This is a genomic window from Mesoflavibacter profundi (assembly GCF_014764305.1).
GTDB lineage: Bacteria > Bacteroidota > Bacteroidia > Flavobacteriales > Flavobacteriaceae > Mesoflavibacter > Mesoflavibacter profundi.
Genome location: NZ_CP061703.1, coordinates 1,907,391 through 1,921,313, shown reverse-complemented (window position 1 = coordinate 1,921,313; position 13,923 = coordinate 1,907,391). Strand labels below are relative to the sequence as shown.

Here is a 13,923-nt window from a genome sequence, read left to right as displayed (position 1 = left end):
GCTTCCAGATTTGGAAGCCTTTTTTATTACTGTTTTTATTTACTTGGTGGCGTTGTTGGTCGTACTTCAATTTTACTTGGCAACGTACGGGGATGCATTTTTAATAAATCTACGACTAACTCGCCTATATCTTCAATTTGAATTTTCCATGCGCCTTCATCACTTGGCTCGTTACCATTAAAGTAAGTCGAAACTGATCCTGGCATAATCGTACTAACTTTTATACCGTATTTACGCAAATCTAACATTACCGCTTGGGTAAATCCTGTAACACCAAATTTACTAGCGTTGTACGCAGATCCGCCAGCAAAAAAGTTGGTACCTGCTAAACTTGAAATAGTAATGTAATACCCTTTAGTTGCTTTAAGTGCATCTACACTTGCCTTAATCGAATTAAAAACACCGGTTAGGTTGGTATCTATAACTTCATTCCATTGTTGTGAAGTTAAATCTTCTATGCTACCAAAATGTCCTAATCCTGCATTGGCTATAACAATGTCTAACTGTCCAAAGGTATCTAAAGTTGTTTTAACAGCTTTTTGCTGACTTTCTAATTGTCTTACATCTGCTTCTAGTCCGATTGCTTTTGCTGAAGATACATTTGCGTTAAGTTGTTCTGCTGCTTTTTCTGCAGATGCTACACTTCTACTGGTTATAGCGACATTAACACCTTGTTGCATTAATGCATAGGCTATACCATATCCAATGCCTTTTGATCCGCCTGTTATTAAGGCTACTTTATTATTTAAATTGCTCATAGAATTTTATTTTTTTGGTTGAAACCCAAAGTTACAAAACCTACGACGCAAGTCGAATTTTAAAATGTTAGGATATTTATAAAATTGAAATAATCTCTGACTTAAACACTAAGACAGCAAACATACCCGCGTTAAGGATTGAATGGCATGTTTGAGCTCTCCCATCTTTTTAGTTGGGAAGCGAGTAATGAAAGCCTGACCCTTTAGGGTAACGCCAAAATAAAATTAATTAAGCATGTCCCATAATTTATCTTTAAGCGTTGTAATGCCTTGTTGAGCTACACTTGAGATAAATAAATATGGAATTGGTAAGGTTTGATCTAACTCTTGCTTTAGTTCGGCTTTAAGCTCATCATCCAACATATCACATTTTGAGATGGCTATCATGCGGTCTTTATCCAACATTTCTGGATTGTAACGTCTAAGCTCGTCTAACAAAATTTCGTACTGTTTGTTTATATCTGGCGCATCTGCTGGAATTAAAAATAGTAATACCGAATTACGCTCTATGTGACGCAAGAAGTAATAACCTAAGCCTTTACCTTCGGCAGCTCCTTCTATAATTCCTGGTATATCTGCCATCACAAAAGTTTGATAATCGCGATATTTTACGATTCCTAGATTTGGCTTTAACGTTGTAAACTCGTAATCTGCAATTTTTGGTTTTGCAGCGGTCATTACAGATAGTAAAGTAGATTTTCCTGCGTTAGGAAAACCTACTAAACCTACATCTGCTAAAACTTTAAGTTCTAATGTTATGTCTTTTTCTTCTAACGGAATACCTGGTTGCGCGTAACGTGGTGTTTGATTGGTACTGCTTTTAAAGTGCCAGTTTCCTAAACCACCTTTTCCACCTTCGGCAACAATTTTTTCTTCACCTTGTTCGGTGATTTCAAAAAGGATATCGTTAGTTTCTGTATCTCTCACTACGGTTCCTAATGGTACTTCGATAATGTAATCTTCTCCATCTGATCCTGTGCTACGATTACTACTACCATCGCCACCATGACCTGCACGAATATGACGTTGAAACTTTAAATGTAGTAATGTCCAAAGGTTTTCGTTACCTCTAATAATTACGTGTCCGCCACGTCCACCATCGCCTCCATCTGGTCCACCTTTTGCGTTATATTTTTCGCGATTAAGATGCGCAGATCCTTTCCCTCCTTTTCCTGAAGAGACATGCATTTTTACGTAATCTACAAAGTTACCTTCGGTCATGCTTTGAGTTTAAAGTTCTAAGTTTAAAGTTTAAACTAGTTAATTAATTTTAAAGTTTATCGATTACAGCACAAAGACGCTCAGTAATTTCTTCTATACTTCCTACACCATCTACACCGTAATATTTATCTTGTGCAGAATAATAGTCTTTTAAGATAGCTGTTTTGTTGTAGTATTCTTTAATACGATTTCTAATAATAGACTCGTCTGCATCGTCTGCTCTACCACTAGATTTACCACGTTCTAGAAGACGTTGTACTAAAACTTCGTCGTCTACTTCTAAAGCTATCATTGCATTAATTTGAGAATCTTTAGTATCCATTAATTTATCTAAAGCTTCTGCTTGAGCATTTGTACGCGGAAAACCATCAAATATAAATCCGTTAGCGTCTGCATTTTTTTCAACTTCTGCATTTAACATGTCTATAGTTACTTGATCTGGTACAAGCTCGCCTTTATCCATGTATGACTTAGCCAACATACCTAAAGCGGTTTCATTTTTAATATTAAATCTAAATACATCACCTGTAGAGATGTGTACTAAGTTATATTTTTCTTTTAAAAAGTTGGCTTGTGTTCCTTTACCTGCTCCTGGAGGACCAAATAATACTAAGTTAGTCATGTGTTGTGTTGTTTTTAATTGATATACTTCTGGTAAATCTCTTCCTAATCCATCGTAGTCTAATCCATAGCCTACAATAAATTTATTAGGAATCTCTTTACCTATATAATGTAATTTAAAGTCCTTTTTATATGCTTCTGGTTTGTAAAATAATGTTGCAATTAGAAGTTGCTTAACGTTTTCATTTTTAAAAATTCTATGAATTTCGTTTAAGGTATTACCCGTATCTATGATATCCTCTAGAATTACAACAGTTCTACCAGTTAAATCTTGTGTTAAACCAATTAATCTTTGTATGTCTTCTGTTGATTTTACACCTTCATAAGATGCTAATTTAATAAACGTAACTTCACAAGGTTTTGGGTATTTTTTTACAAAATCACTTACTAGCATAAATGATCCATTTAATATCCCAACAAAAACTGGTACTTCGTCTTTTAAATCTTTGGCTAACTGCTCTGCCATGTTAGTCACAGCAAAATCAATTTCTTTTGCCGAAATAAATGGTCTAAATTCTTTATCGTGAAGCTTAATGGTTTTCATTCTCCAATATTAAAAGGCAAATATAATGATTTGAAATAGCTTAACGATATTTGATTTGTTTTTTTAAAGGCTATTTTACTTTTAAAATGTATTTTTGTTGCACACAACTAATATTAAAAATGAATTATTTTTCTTCAGACTTTAAATTAGGTATTCTTGGTGGCGGACAACTTGGTAAAATGCTACTTTATAATACCCGAAAATTTGATATTCAAACTTTTGTTTTAGATAATAGTGATCAAGCTCCAAGTAAAATTGCTTGCGATAAATTTGTAAATGGCGATTTGTTAGATTTTGATACGGTTTACAACTTTGGAAAACAAGTTGATGTTCTAACTATAGAAATTGAAAATGTTAATGTTGATGCTTTAGAACAGCTAGAAAATGAAAACATAAAAGTATATCCGTCTTCAAAAACTTTACGCCAAATTCAAAACAAAGCCAATCAAAAACTATTTTACGTAGATAACAATCTTCCAACTGCGCCTTTTAGCAGATTTGCTTATTTATCTGAAATAGAAGACGCTATAAATAATGGCGGTTTAGAATTTCCTTTTGTTTGGAAAGCTGCAAGATTTGGGTACGATGGTAATGGTGTAAAAATTGTAAGACAATTAAGTGATCTAGAAGGTTTGCCTGCTGGCGAATGTATTGCTGAAAATATGATCCCATTTAAAAACGAACTTGCTGTAATTGTAGCTAGAAACGTATCTGGAGACATTAAAACGTATCCTGTTGTTGAAATGGAATTTCATCCTGAAGCCAACCAAGTAGAATATGTAATATGTCCAGCACGTATTTCTGATGACGTCGCAAAAAAAGCACAAGACGTTGCTTTAAAAACAGCTGAAGCTTTTAACCATGTTGGATTATTAGCTGTAGAAATGTTTCAAACACAAGACGACCAAATTTTAATTAATGAAGTTGCGCCAAGACCACATAATTCTGGACATCAAACTATAGAAGCTAGTTTTACTAGTCAATTTGAACAACATTTACGTGCCATTTTAGATTTACCTTTAGGTGAAACTAAAAGTAAAGTTGGAGGTATAATGGTAAACCTTGTTGGTGCAGAAGGACATACTGGAAATGTGTTATATAAAAACATAGAAACCATTATGGCTTTTGAAGGTGTTACACCACATATTTATGGTAAAAAGCAAACACGTCCATTTAGAAAAATGGGACACGTAACCATAGTTAATGAAGATTTAAGCAAGGCAAGACAAATTGCCGAAAAAGTAAAAAACACAATACAAGTAATAAGCGAATAAGATGAGTAAAGTTGCCATAGTAATGGGAAGTAATAGCGATATGCCAGTAATGCAAGACGCTATTGATATTTTAAACGGATTTGATATAGAAATTGAAGTAGATATTGTTTCTGCACATCGTACACCAGAAAAATTATTCGATTTTAGCAATAATGCACACAAAAGAGGTATTAATGTAATAATTGCTGGTGCTGGAGGAGCAGCGCATTTACCTGGTATGGTTGCATCCATGAGTCCGTTACCAGTAATTGGAGTACCAGTAAAAAGTAGCAACTCTATAGATGGTTGGGACTCAGTATTATCAATTTTACAAATGCCTGGCGGCGTACCAGTTGCTACCGTAGCATTAAATGGTGCTAAAAATGCTGGAATATTAGCAGCACAAATTATAGGCGCAACAGATAAATGTGTTCTAGATAAAATAATTACTTACAAAGAAGGCTTAAAATTAAAAGTAGTACAAGCCGCAAAAGACATAAAAAAATAGCATAAAAAAAGCCTTGACAGGAAGTCAAGGCTTTACATCGCTATTAATCTTTCTATATGAGTTATACTCACATCAAAAAAACTAAGGCAAATGTCTAAGTTTTATAGCTAAAGAAAGAATTGAGTAATTTTATTTTAAGAAATTAGATGAAATGCAAAAATATCAGACCAAATGCATTCGTTTTTGGGTTTATAAAGAAAAAAAGCCCCAAAATAAATTTGAGGCTTTTTATCGCTATTAATCAATAATTTTTATGTGAGTAACCAGCTCACGGGAAAAAATCGAGTCAAAAATAATACAAATCAGCAATATAAAGCAACTAAATATAATTTTTTTAACAAAAAATATAATCTAAAACGATTTCGGTATGAAAATACTTCAAAATACATTTAAAACTCCATATCAAACAGCTCCGTTTCAATCTATTAAAAATGAAGATTTTAAACCTGCTATAATAAAATTAATTGAAGAAACAAAAGCTGAAATTGAAGCTATTTCAAAATCAGAGAATTTTCCTACATTTAAAAATACAATTGAAGCTTTAGAATTTGCTGGTCAACAATTGGATCGAGTTACAAGTATATTTTTCAACTTAAATTCTGCTGAAACAAATGAAGAGATTCAAAAGATTGCTCAGGATATTTCTCCGCTTTTAACCGAGTTTAGTAACGATATTACTTTAAACGAAAAACTTTTTGCTCGAATTAAAGAAGTTTACAACCAAAAAGAGCAGCTTGATCTTACTGAGGAACAAAAAACTTTGCTTGATAAAAAATATAAAAGTTTTTCTAGAAATGGTGCAAACCTTTCTGAAGAGAAAAAAGAACAGTTAAGAGCAATTGATAAAAAATTAGCGTCGCTTAAATTAAAATTTGGCGAAAATGTATTAGCAGAAACCAATGCTTTTGAAATGCATATTACCAATAAAGAAGATTTAGACGGTTTACCAGAAGGCGCAATTGAAGCAGCACAACAATTAGCCGAAAGCAAAGGTAAAGAAGGCTGGTTAATCACTTTAGATTATCCTAGCTATATTCCATTTATGACTTATGCAAAAAACAGAGCATTACGTAAAAAACTCTCTATTGCTTTTGGAAGTAAAGGATTTAACAATAATGATTTAGACAATCAAAATAACGTTTTAGAAATTGCTAAACTAAGATACCAACGTGCTAATCTATTAGGCTATAAAACACATGCCAATTTTGTTTTAGAAGAGCGTATGGCACAAACGCCAGAAAAAGTAGAACGCTTTTTAAACGATTTATTAGACAAAGCAAAACCTGCTGCAGAACGTGAGTTTGCCAACCTTCAAAATTTTGCAAAAGAATTAGATGGTATCGATCACCTTGAAAAATGGGATGGCGCATATTACAGCGAAAAGCTTAAACAAAAGCTTTTCAATTTAGATGACGAAAAACTTAAACCATACTTTAAATTAGAAAACGTGATTGATGGTGCTTTTAAAGTAGCCAATAAATTATTTGGATTAACTTTTAAAGAAATAGATACTATTGACAAATATCATCCAGATGTATTGACTTACGAGGTTTTAGACGAAAACGATAACTTAGTTTCAATCTTTTACGCAGATTTTTTCCCGCGTGCAGGAAAACGTAACGGTGCTTGGATGACGTCTTACAAACCTCAATTTGTACAAAACGGCGTTAATGAAAGACCTCATGTATCTATTGTTTGCAACTTTACTAAACCTACTAAAACCAAACCATCTTTACTAACTTTTAATGAAGTTACCACATTGTTTCACGAGTTTGGTCATGCATTACACGGTATGCTTGCTAATACAACTTACCCTAGCCTTTCAGGAACAAGCGTGTATTGGGATTTTGTAGAATTACCTAGTCAAATTTTAGAAAATTGGTGCTACGAAAAAGAAGCATTAGAATTATATGCAACTCACTACGAAACCGGAGAACTTATCCCAATGGATTTAGTAGAAAAAATTAAAGAAAGTGCTACTTTTAACGAAGGTATGCAAACCTTACGTCAAATAAGTTTTGGCTTATTAGATATGCATTGGCATGGTATTAACCCAACAGAAGTTACAGATGTAAAAGCACACGAAAAAGAAGCTTTTAAAGACACACAATTATATCCTGATGTGGCAGAAAATTGCATGAGCACAGCATTTTCTCATATTTTTCAAGGCGGATATTCTTCTGGATATTACAGTTACAAATGGGCAGAAGTTTTAGATGCAGATGCATTTGACTATTTTAAACAAAACGGAATCTTTAATCGTGATATTGCTTTAAAATTTAAAGATAATGTACTATCAAAAGGCGGTACAGAAAATCCATTAATTTTATACAAACGCTTTAGAGGTCAAGACCCAAAACCAGAAGCTTTATTAAAACGTGCTGGATTGATTAAGTAATATATTATGTCATTCTGAAGGTAGTAAATAATTAAAACATTAGTTGTTTCTACTTCTTCAGAATGATATTTTTTTCAATAAACTTTCAAAGATTATTGAAAGTTTAAAAATTATTAATATATTTGTGTCATGGAATATCAAGAAGCAAAAGATAAATTTATAAACACTTGGGGAAGTTTGGGCACGCTTTGGGGCATAAACAAAGCTATGGCTCAAATACAAGCTTTGCTTTTTATTTCGACAAAACCATTATCTATGGAAGAAATCATGGAAGAACTTCAAATATCCAGAGGTAACACAAGCATGAATCTTAGACAATTAATGGATTGGGGAATTGTAACCAAAGAGCTTATTCCAGGTGAACGTAAAGACTTTTTCACCACAGAAAAAGACGTTGAAGAATTAGCTAGAATTGTAGCTAAAGAACGTAGCCGACGTGAAATAAAACCAATTATTAAAGTATTAAGCGATGTCTCTTCTATTAAAGATGATGGCACAGAAAAAACCAAAGAATTAATTAAGCAAACAAAAGCCTTAAAAGAACTTACTGATAATTTAGACCTTTTAATGAACAAACTTGTAGACCAAAAACAAAACTGGATTACTAAGTCTTTATTAAAACTAATCAAATAAAAAAATTTAAACTTAACTTTCAATATTTTCTGAAAGTTTCAAAATAATAGAATTATGAAAATAAAATCTTATTTAAATCTCATATTTTATTTATTCACTTTAAGCCTCTATTTATATGAAACTATTTATGGTGCACTAATTCAAATAATATTAGGAATAATCCAAATTGTGATAGCAATTTCAATAAATAGTAATATAAAAAAATTAAATAACTATTCAATAAAACTTATAAATATCTATTGGATATTAATTGGATTATGGCTTTCAACAACAATTTTAATCAAAGTAATTTTTGATTTACAAAACGTATTTATTCCATTGTTATTAGTAACACCAATGATTATCGGGACATATTTCACAATCGTGCTTTTTAAAATACAACAGGTATGAACTTAAACATCATCACATACACCATTTACCTTCCAATAATTGTATTTATAACAGTAAGAATTGGATGGTTGTGCTATAAAAATGGAGAGTTGTTTTTATACACCTTATTTGAAGATAAATCTTTAGTAAAATCTATCAACAATCTATTACTTATAGGATATTACCTAACTAATATAGGCTATGCAATAATTACCATTTCTTATTGGGAAACTATACATAATGTAGTCGAAATAATAAGTAGCCTCACCTTTACTTTAGGAAAAATCATACTAATACTCGCAACATTACATTACAACAATATTTTTTGGCTTCAATTAACACATAAACACAAATTTTTAAAACAATAAATTATGGAACATTCAAAAATCATTATCGGTTACTTTATTTATTTACCAATTGTTATTGCTCTAACCATATTTGTTTCTAAAATGCTTTTTAAAAACGGAAAGCTTTTTATGATAGATATTTTTAAAGGAAAAGAGGATATTGCTTTAGCTACCAACAAACTTTTTGAAATAGGATTTTACCTCATAAACATTGGTTTTGCTCTTTTTACAATGAAGATTTTTTACTACGGAAGTGATCCTATGAGCTCACAAACGCTAATAGAAATTTTAAGTAAAAAATTAGGCGGATTTACCATCTATTTAGGTGTCATGCTATTTTTTAATCTGTTTCTATTTTTTAGAGGAAGAAAAAAATCAAAAACTATCACTAAAAGAGTTTATAACCCACAAATAAATAGCTAAAATGAATACTAAGCGGAAATTATTAAATTTCCGCTTTTTGTTTTACAACTCTTATCATAGTGTTAAATAAGCAAAAAAACATCTCATTTTTAGTTATTTTTGATAAAGAAAAAGAAAAACCAACCTAATGCCACAACACAATTTAAACCCAAATAATTGGATAGATCTTTACAGTGATTACTTATTTAATTACACCATAACACGTGTAAACGACCGTGTGATTGCTCAAGACTTAGTATCTGAAACTTTTTTGGCTGGGTTAAACGCTATGAAAAACTTTAAAGGTCAAGCATCAGAACGTACTTGGCTTATTTCTATTTTAAAACGAAAAATTATTGATTATTATCGTAAGATTAATTCTAACAAAGGTAAAGCCGAAGTTAGAATTAATTACAACGATAGCGATCTTGAAGGTGATTGGCTAGAACAACAAATTGCAGATCCTTTTGACAAAACTGCTGAAGATACAATTGAAAACGAAGAGTTAGCAAAAGCAATCCAAAATTGCTTGGCTAAACTTCCTAAAAAACAAGCCGAAGTTTTTAAAAAGAAAACTATTTTAAATCAAGATACAGATACAATTAGTAAGGATTTAAATATTACTGCGTCTAACCTTTGGGTAATTGTACATAGAGCAAGAGTCGCTTTAGCAAGTTGCCTAGAAAAAAATTGGTTTTAATTATGGGTTTATTTTTTATAAAATGTAAAGAAGCTGGTCATGTTTGTGATAAACATCAATACGAAGAAGCTTCAACTAAAGAAAAAATAAAGTTGAATATTCATTTAATGTATTGTTCTGCATGCCGAAAACACTCTGCAACAAATAAAAAATTAAGTCAGCTGATAAAAAAAATACAATTCCAATTTTTATCTTCAGAAGAAAAAGAACAACTTAAAAAAGCTTTTGAAAAAGAATTACAAAAGCATCAAAATTAACCAAAAAATAGGTAAAGCTTCTACCCAAAAAGAAGTGTAATATGTGTTTCGATATTTTGTTGAAAACAGAATAAAAAGCATCAAAATAAAAGTCATAATTATTTCCTTATAAAGGTATATAGTTATAATTTCTTCTTTAAAAACATTCAACCCTAAAAAAATTAAAAGCAATAACACACCAAGTATTTTGGTCTTTTTTACACCAATTTGCTGCGGAATTGTCGCAAGTTTTATACTATCAAATTTAAGATCTCTAATTTCAAAAGGAATCATTAAAGCTAATACAAACACAAAATTTTGAAGGACTGTAATCCAGACTTTAGATGTTAATTCTTGATGATTATTTAGCGCTGGTAAAACTACGGTTGTAAATGCCCAAACTGCAGCAATAATATACACTTTTAATCCGCTTATTTGTCTTAAGTTTTGTTGCTCGTCTAAATATATTCTTTTAGGTAAAATTGGGATAGCATATAAAAAAGTAATAATACCTAATCCTGCTAAAATGAATAGTACGTTAGCCTCTAATTTTAAGGCATAAAATACCATCAACAAAAAACTAAAAAAAGAAAATACTTGAATTACTTTTAGCCATCTTGCCAAACTACGATGGTGCCATTTTGCAATTCCAAAATATTTGACAAAATTATAGCCTGTAATTGTCGCATAAAAATTAAAATACAGGATATTTTCATCGTAAGGTAAATTAAAAATTAGAAGTGTAATCCAGCTTAAAGCATACACTGATAAAGCTACGTGTATACTACTATTTATATAAAAATCTAAAAGCTGTTTGGCTATCTTCATTAAACAAAAATAATCAATCTGTTAATAAAGCGGTTAAATGGTTAAAAACTTTCAATTTTTAACTAAAAAATCGTTGTAGATTTCGTTAATTTTGCAAACGCGTAAAAAACGCAAAATAAAACGCAAAACTAATTTGTAATGCTCTAAAATTAGAGCACTTAACAACACAACACAAATGAACACAAACGCTTTTGCATTGCGCCACATTGGACCTAGAGAGCATGACATTAATCAAATGTTACAAACTGTTGGTGCAGAAAGTATAGAACAACTTATCGCAGAGACAATTCCTGCAAATATTCGTCTTAAAAGCGATCTAAATTTAGATCCTGCAATGACCGAATATGAATATGCAACGCATATTAATAACCTATCTAAACTAAATAAAACATTTAAAACTTACATTGGTTTAGGATATCATCCAACTATTTTACCTGCCGTAATACAACGTAACATTTTAGAAAATCCAGGTTGGTATACAGCTTATACGCCATACCAAGCAGAGATTGCTCAAGGTCGTTTAGAAGCTTTATTAAATTTCCAAACCATGATTACAGATCTTACTGGAATGGAAATAGCTAACGCATCTCTTCTTGACGAAAGTACTGCTGCTGCAGAAGCTATGAGCTTACTTTTTGCAGTTAGAGAAAGAGCGCAGAAAAAAGAAAACGTTAATAAGTTTTTTGTATCTAAATACATATTACCACAAACGCTTTCTGTATTACAAACAAGAGCTATCCCAATTGGTATTGAATTAGTCATTGGTGATGAAGATACATTTGATTTTTCTTCAGAATTTTTTGGCGCTATTTTACAGTATCCTGGTAAAAATGGGCAAATAACAGATATAAAATCTTTTATTGCTAAAGCCAATGATAACAATATAAAAGTTGCTGTAGCTGCAGATATTTTAAGTTTAATAAAACTTGAAGCTCCAGGACAATTTGGTGCAGATGTCGTGGTTGGTACAACTCAACGTTTTGGAATTCCAATGGGTTATGGCGGTCCACACGCAGCTTATTTTGCAACAAAAGAGGCTTACAAACGTGATATTCCTGGTCGTATTATTGGTGTTACCAAAGATGCTAGCGACAATCGTGCATTACGTATGGCGCTACAAACAAGAGAACAACATATTAAACGTGATAAAGCAACATCTAACATTTGTACAGCTCAAGTGTTATTAGCTGTTATGGCTGGTATGTACGCTGTGTATCACGGTCCAAAAGGCTTAACGTTTATCGCAAACAAAGTTCATAATAGCGCGTCAACTTTAGCTTCTACGCTATCAAAAATGGGTATCGAGCAAGTTAACACGTCATATTTTGATACTTTACAAATAAAGGCTAATGCTGCTAAAGTAAAAGAAGTTGCAGAAAACAACGAGGTTAACTTCTTCTACGAAGATGACAACACGGTTTTAATTTCTGTAAACGAAACAACTTCTATTTCAGATTTAAATGAAATTGTTAAAATTTTCGCTGAAGCGGAAAACAAATCTGCTATAGAAATTTCTGAATTAACCGAGTCAAATCATATAGATACTGACTTAAACAGAACAAGCGACTTTTTAACTCTAGAAGTATTTAACGCTTACCATTCTGAAACCGAATTAATGCGTTACATCAAAAAATTAGAACGCAAAGATTTAGCATTAAACCATTCTATGATTTCTTTAGGATCTTGTACAATGAAGTTAAATGCAGCCTCAGAAATGTTACCATTAAGCCAAACTAATTGGGGAAGCATTCATCCATTTGCTCCAATAGAGCAAACTGAAGGTTACCAAAAGGTATTAAAAGCGTTAGAAGATCAATTAACAGAAATTACTGGTTTTGCAGCAACATCTTTACAACCAAACTCTGGTGCACAAGGTGAATATGCTGGATTAATGGTAATTAGAGCATATCACGAATCTCGTGGCGATCATCACCGTAACATTTGTTTAATTCCAAGTTCTGCTCACGGTACAAATCCTGCTAGTGCAGTAATGGCTGGCATGAAAGTAGTCGTGACAAAAGCAGACGAGAACGGAAATATAGATGTAGAAGATTTACGCGAAAAAGCCGAATTACACGCAGAAAACCTTTCTGCTTTGATGGTAACTTACCCATCAACTCACGGTGTTTACGAGTCGGCAATTAAAGACATTACAAAAATTATCCATGATAATGGCGGACAAGTTTACATGGATGGTGCCAACATGAATGCCCAAGTAGGATTAACAAATCCTGGTAATATTGGTGCAGATGTTTGTCACTTAAACTTACACAAAACCTTTGCTATTCCTCATGGTGGCGGCGGACCTGGTGTTGGACCAATTTGCGTTGCCAAGCAATTAGCACCGTTTTTACCTGGTAATCCAGTTATAAAAACTGGCGGTGACAATGCCATAACTGCAATCTCTGCAGCTCCTTTTGGAAGTGCTTTAGTTTGCTTAATTTCTTACGGATATATAAAAATGTTAGGTGCTGAAGGATTAAAAGCTTCAACCGAAATAGCGATCTTAAACGCTAACTATATAAAACATCGTTTACAAGGTGCTTTTGAAACTTTATACTCTGGAGAACAAGGTCGTGCAGCTCACGAAATGATTATAGATTGTAGACCGTTTAAAGCTAATGGTATTGAAGTTGTAGACATTGCTAAACGATTAATGGATTATGGTTTTCATGCGCCAACGGTATCTTTCCCTGTTGCAGGAACTATGATGATTGAACCTACCGAAAGTGAAAACAAAGCAGAAATGGATCGTTTTTGTGACGCTATGATTTCAATTAGAAAAGAAATTGATCACGCAGATAAAGATGATGATAATAATCCTCTTAAAAATGCGCCACATACATTAGACATGCTAACTAATGACGAATGGTTACTACCATATTCTCGTGAGAAAGCAGCATATCCTTTAGATTACGTAAAAGACAATAAGTTTTGGCCAACTGTACGTCGTGTAAATGACGCTTATGGAGATCGTAATTTAATCTGTACTTGTGCGCCAATAGAAGAATACATGGAAGCATAATTGCTTTTGGGCATCGTATAATATAAATTCAAATCTGTCTTTTTATTTAGTAGCTAGTATATTTGTATATTAGTAAAAAT

Annotated in this window: 14 protein-coding genes; 10 read left to right on the top strand and 4 right to left on the bottom strand. The window is 32.2% G+C overall.

The window, feature by feature from the left end; all coding sequences use genetic code 11:
- Positions 1–35: 35 nt before the first annotated feature.
- The 3 genes from IFB02_RS08590 to IFB02_RS08580 all read right to left on the bottom strand — a co-directional run bounded on the left by IFB02_RS08590 (position 36) and on the right by IFB02_RS08580 (position 3,144).
- Complete coding sequence (locus IFB02_RS08590; protein WP_106687694.1) at positions 36–758, bottom strand: SDR family oxidoreductase; 723 nt, start codon at positions 756–758, stop codon at positions 36–38.
- Positions 759–983: 225 nt separating this feature from the next.
- On the bottom strand, positions 984–1,979 hold the full coding sequence (obgE, locus tag IFB02_RS08585; RefSeq protein ID WP_106687695.1) for a GTPase ObgE: 996 nt from the start codon (positions 1,977–1,979) through the stop codon (positions 984–986).
- Between the two features lie 49 nt (positions 1,980–2,028).
- Complete coding sequence (locus IFB02_RS08580; protein ID WP_106687696.1) at positions 2,029–3,144, bottom strand: adenylate kinase; 1,116 nt, start codon at positions 3,142–3,144, stop codon at positions 2,029–2,031.
- A gap of 119 nt (positions 3,145–3,263) precedes the next feature.
- Between IFB02_RS08580 and IFB02_RS08575 the strand changes: the two genes are divergently transcribed.
- From IFB02_RS08575 to IFB02_RS08535, 9 genes are all read left to right on the top strand, one after another.
- Positions 3,264–4,418, top strand: a complete 1,155-nt coding sequence (locus IFB02_RS08575) for a 5-(carboxyamino)imidazole ribonucleotide synthase (RefSeq protein ID WP_106687697.1) — start codon at positions 3,264–3,266, stop codon at positions 4,416–4,418.
- Between the two features lies 1 nt (position 4,419).
- Positions 4,420–4,905 (top strand): 5-(carboxyamino)imidazole ribonucleotide mutase, encoded by a 486-nt coding sequence (gene purE, locus IFB02_RS08570; protein WP_106687698.1) that lies wholly within the window; start codon positions 4,420–4,422, stop codon positions 4,903–4,905.
- Positions 4,906–5,272: 367 nt separating this feature from the next.
- Positions 5,273–7,303, top strand: a complete 2,031-nt coding sequence (locus IFB02_RS08565) for a M3 family metallopeptidase (RefSeq protein WP_106687699.1) — start codon at positions 5,273–5,275, stop codon at positions 7,301–7,303.
- A 129-nt stretch (positions 7,304–7,432) separates the two neighbouring features.
- On the top strand, positions 7,433–7,936 hold the full coding sequence (locus tag IFB02_RS08560) for a GbsR/MarR family transcriptional regulator (RefSeq protein WP_106687700.1): 504 nt from the start codon (positions 7,433–7,435) through the stop codon (positions 7,934–7,936).
- 54 nt (positions 7,937–7,990) lie between these two features.
- Positions 7,991–8,326, top strand: a complete 336-nt coding sequence (locus IFB02_RS08555; RefSeq protein ID WP_106687701.1) for a hypothetical protein — start codon at positions 7,991–7,993, stop codon at positions 8,324–8,326.
- Entirely contained in the window at positions 8,323–8,673 is a 351-nt protein-coding gene (locus tag IFB02_RS08550; RefSeq protein WP_106687702.1) for a hypothetical protein, read from the top strand. Before IFB02_RS08555 ends, IFB02_RS08550 begins: the two co-directional genes overlap by 4 nt.
- 3 nt (positions 8,674–8,676) lie before the next feature.
- Positions 8,677–9,075, top strand: coding sequence for a hypothetical protein (locus IFB02_RS08545; RefSeq protein WP_106687703.1), 399 nt, complete (start codon positions 8,677–8,679; stop codon positions 9,073–9,075).
- A 127-nt stretch (positions 9,076–9,202) separates the two neighbouring features.
- The gene (locus IFB02_RS08540) at positions 9,203–9,754 is read left to right on the top strand and encodes a sigma-70 family RNA polymerase sigma factor (RefSeq protein ID WP_106687704.1); all 552 of its coding nucleotides are present in this window, start codon (positions 9,203–9,205) and stop codon (positions 9,752–9,754) included.
- A 2-nt stretch (positions 9,755–9,756) separates the two neighbouring features.
- Positions 9,757–10,011: a hypothetical protein gene (locus tag IFB02_RS08535; RefSeq protein WP_106687705.1), complete on the top strand. Its 255-nt coding sequence runs from the start codon at positions 9,757–9,759 to the stop codon at positions 10,009–10,011.
- On the opposite strand, the gene IFB02_RS08530 is transcribed toward IFB02_RS08535, so the two are convergent.
- The gene (locus tag IFB02_RS08530) at positions 9,991–10,818 is read right to left on the bottom strand and encodes a UbiA prenyltransferase family protein (RefSeq protein ID WP_106687706.1); all 828 of its coding nucleotides are present in this window, start codon (positions 10,816–10,818) and stop codon (positions 9,991–9,993) included. The two genes, IFB02_RS08535 and IFB02_RS08530, sit on opposite strands and share 21 nt — an antisense overlap.
- 175 nt (positions 10,819–10,993) lie before the next feature.
- On the opposite strand from IFB02_RS08530, the gene gcvP reads away from it, so the two are divergent.
- A complete protein-coding gene (gcvP, locus tag IFB02_RS08525) occupies positions 10,994–13,843 on the top strand; it encodes an aminomethyl-transferring glycine dehydrogenase (RefSeq protein WP_106687707.1) in 2,850 nt (949 codons plus the stop codon).
- Positions 13,844–13,923 lie beyond the last annotated feature (80 nt).

Bases quoted from the DNA above. Each gene is read 5' to 3' on its own strand.
- IFB02_RS08590 (WP_106687694.1), bottom strand. From the start codon at position 758: ATGAGCAATTTAAATAATAAAGTAGCCTTAATAACAGGCGGATCAAAA.
- obgE (WP_106687695.1), bottom strand. From the start codon at position 1,979: ATGACCGAAGGTAACTTTGTAGATTACGTAAAAATGCATGTCTCTTCA.
- IFB02_RS08580 (WP_106687696.1), bottom strand. From the start codon at position 3,144: ATGAAAACCATTAAGCTTCACGATAAAGAATTTAGACCATTTATTTCG.
- IFB02_RS08575 (WP_106687697.1), top strand. From the start codon at position 3,264: ATGAATTATTTTTCTTCAGACTTTAAATTAGGTATTCTTGGTGGCGGA.
- purE (WP_106687698.1), top strand. From the start codon at position 4,420: ATGAGTAAAGTTGCCATAGTAATGGGAAGTAATAGCGATATGCCAGTA.
- IFB02_RS08565 (WP_106687699.1), top strand. From the start codon at position 5,273: ATGAAAATACTTCAAAATACATTTAAAACTCCATATCAAACAGCTCCG.
- IFB02_RS08560 (WP_106687700.1), top strand. From the start codon at position 7,433: ATGGAATATCAAGAAGCAAAAGATAAATTTATAAACACTTGGGGAAGT.
- IFB02_RS08555 (WP_106687701.1), top strand. From the start codon at position 7,991: ATGAAAATAAAATCTTATTTAAATCTCATATTTTATTTATTCACTTTA.
- IFB02_RS08550 (WP_106687702.1), top strand. From the start codon at position 8,323: ATGAACTTAAACATCATCACATACACCATTTACCTTCCAATAATTGTA.
- IFB02_RS08545 (WP_106687703.1), top strand. From the start codon at position 8,677: ATGGAACATTCAAAAATCATTATCGGTTACTTTATTTATTTACCAATT.
- IFB02_RS08540 (WP_106687704.1), top strand. From the start codon at position 9,203: ATGCCACAACACAATTTAAACCCAAATAATTGGATAGATCTTTACAGT.
- IFB02_RS08535 (WP_106687705.1), top strand. From the start codon at position 9,757: ATGGGTTTATTTTTTATAAAATGTAAAGAAGCTGGTCATGTTTGTGAT.
- IFB02_RS08530 (WP_106687706.1), bottom strand. From the start codon at position 10,818: ATGAAGATAGCCAAACAGCTTTTAGATTTTTATATAAATAGTAGTATA.
- gcvP (WP_106687707.1), top strand. From the start codon at position 10,994: ATGAACACAAACGCTTTTGCATTGCGCCACATTGGACCTAGAGAGCAT.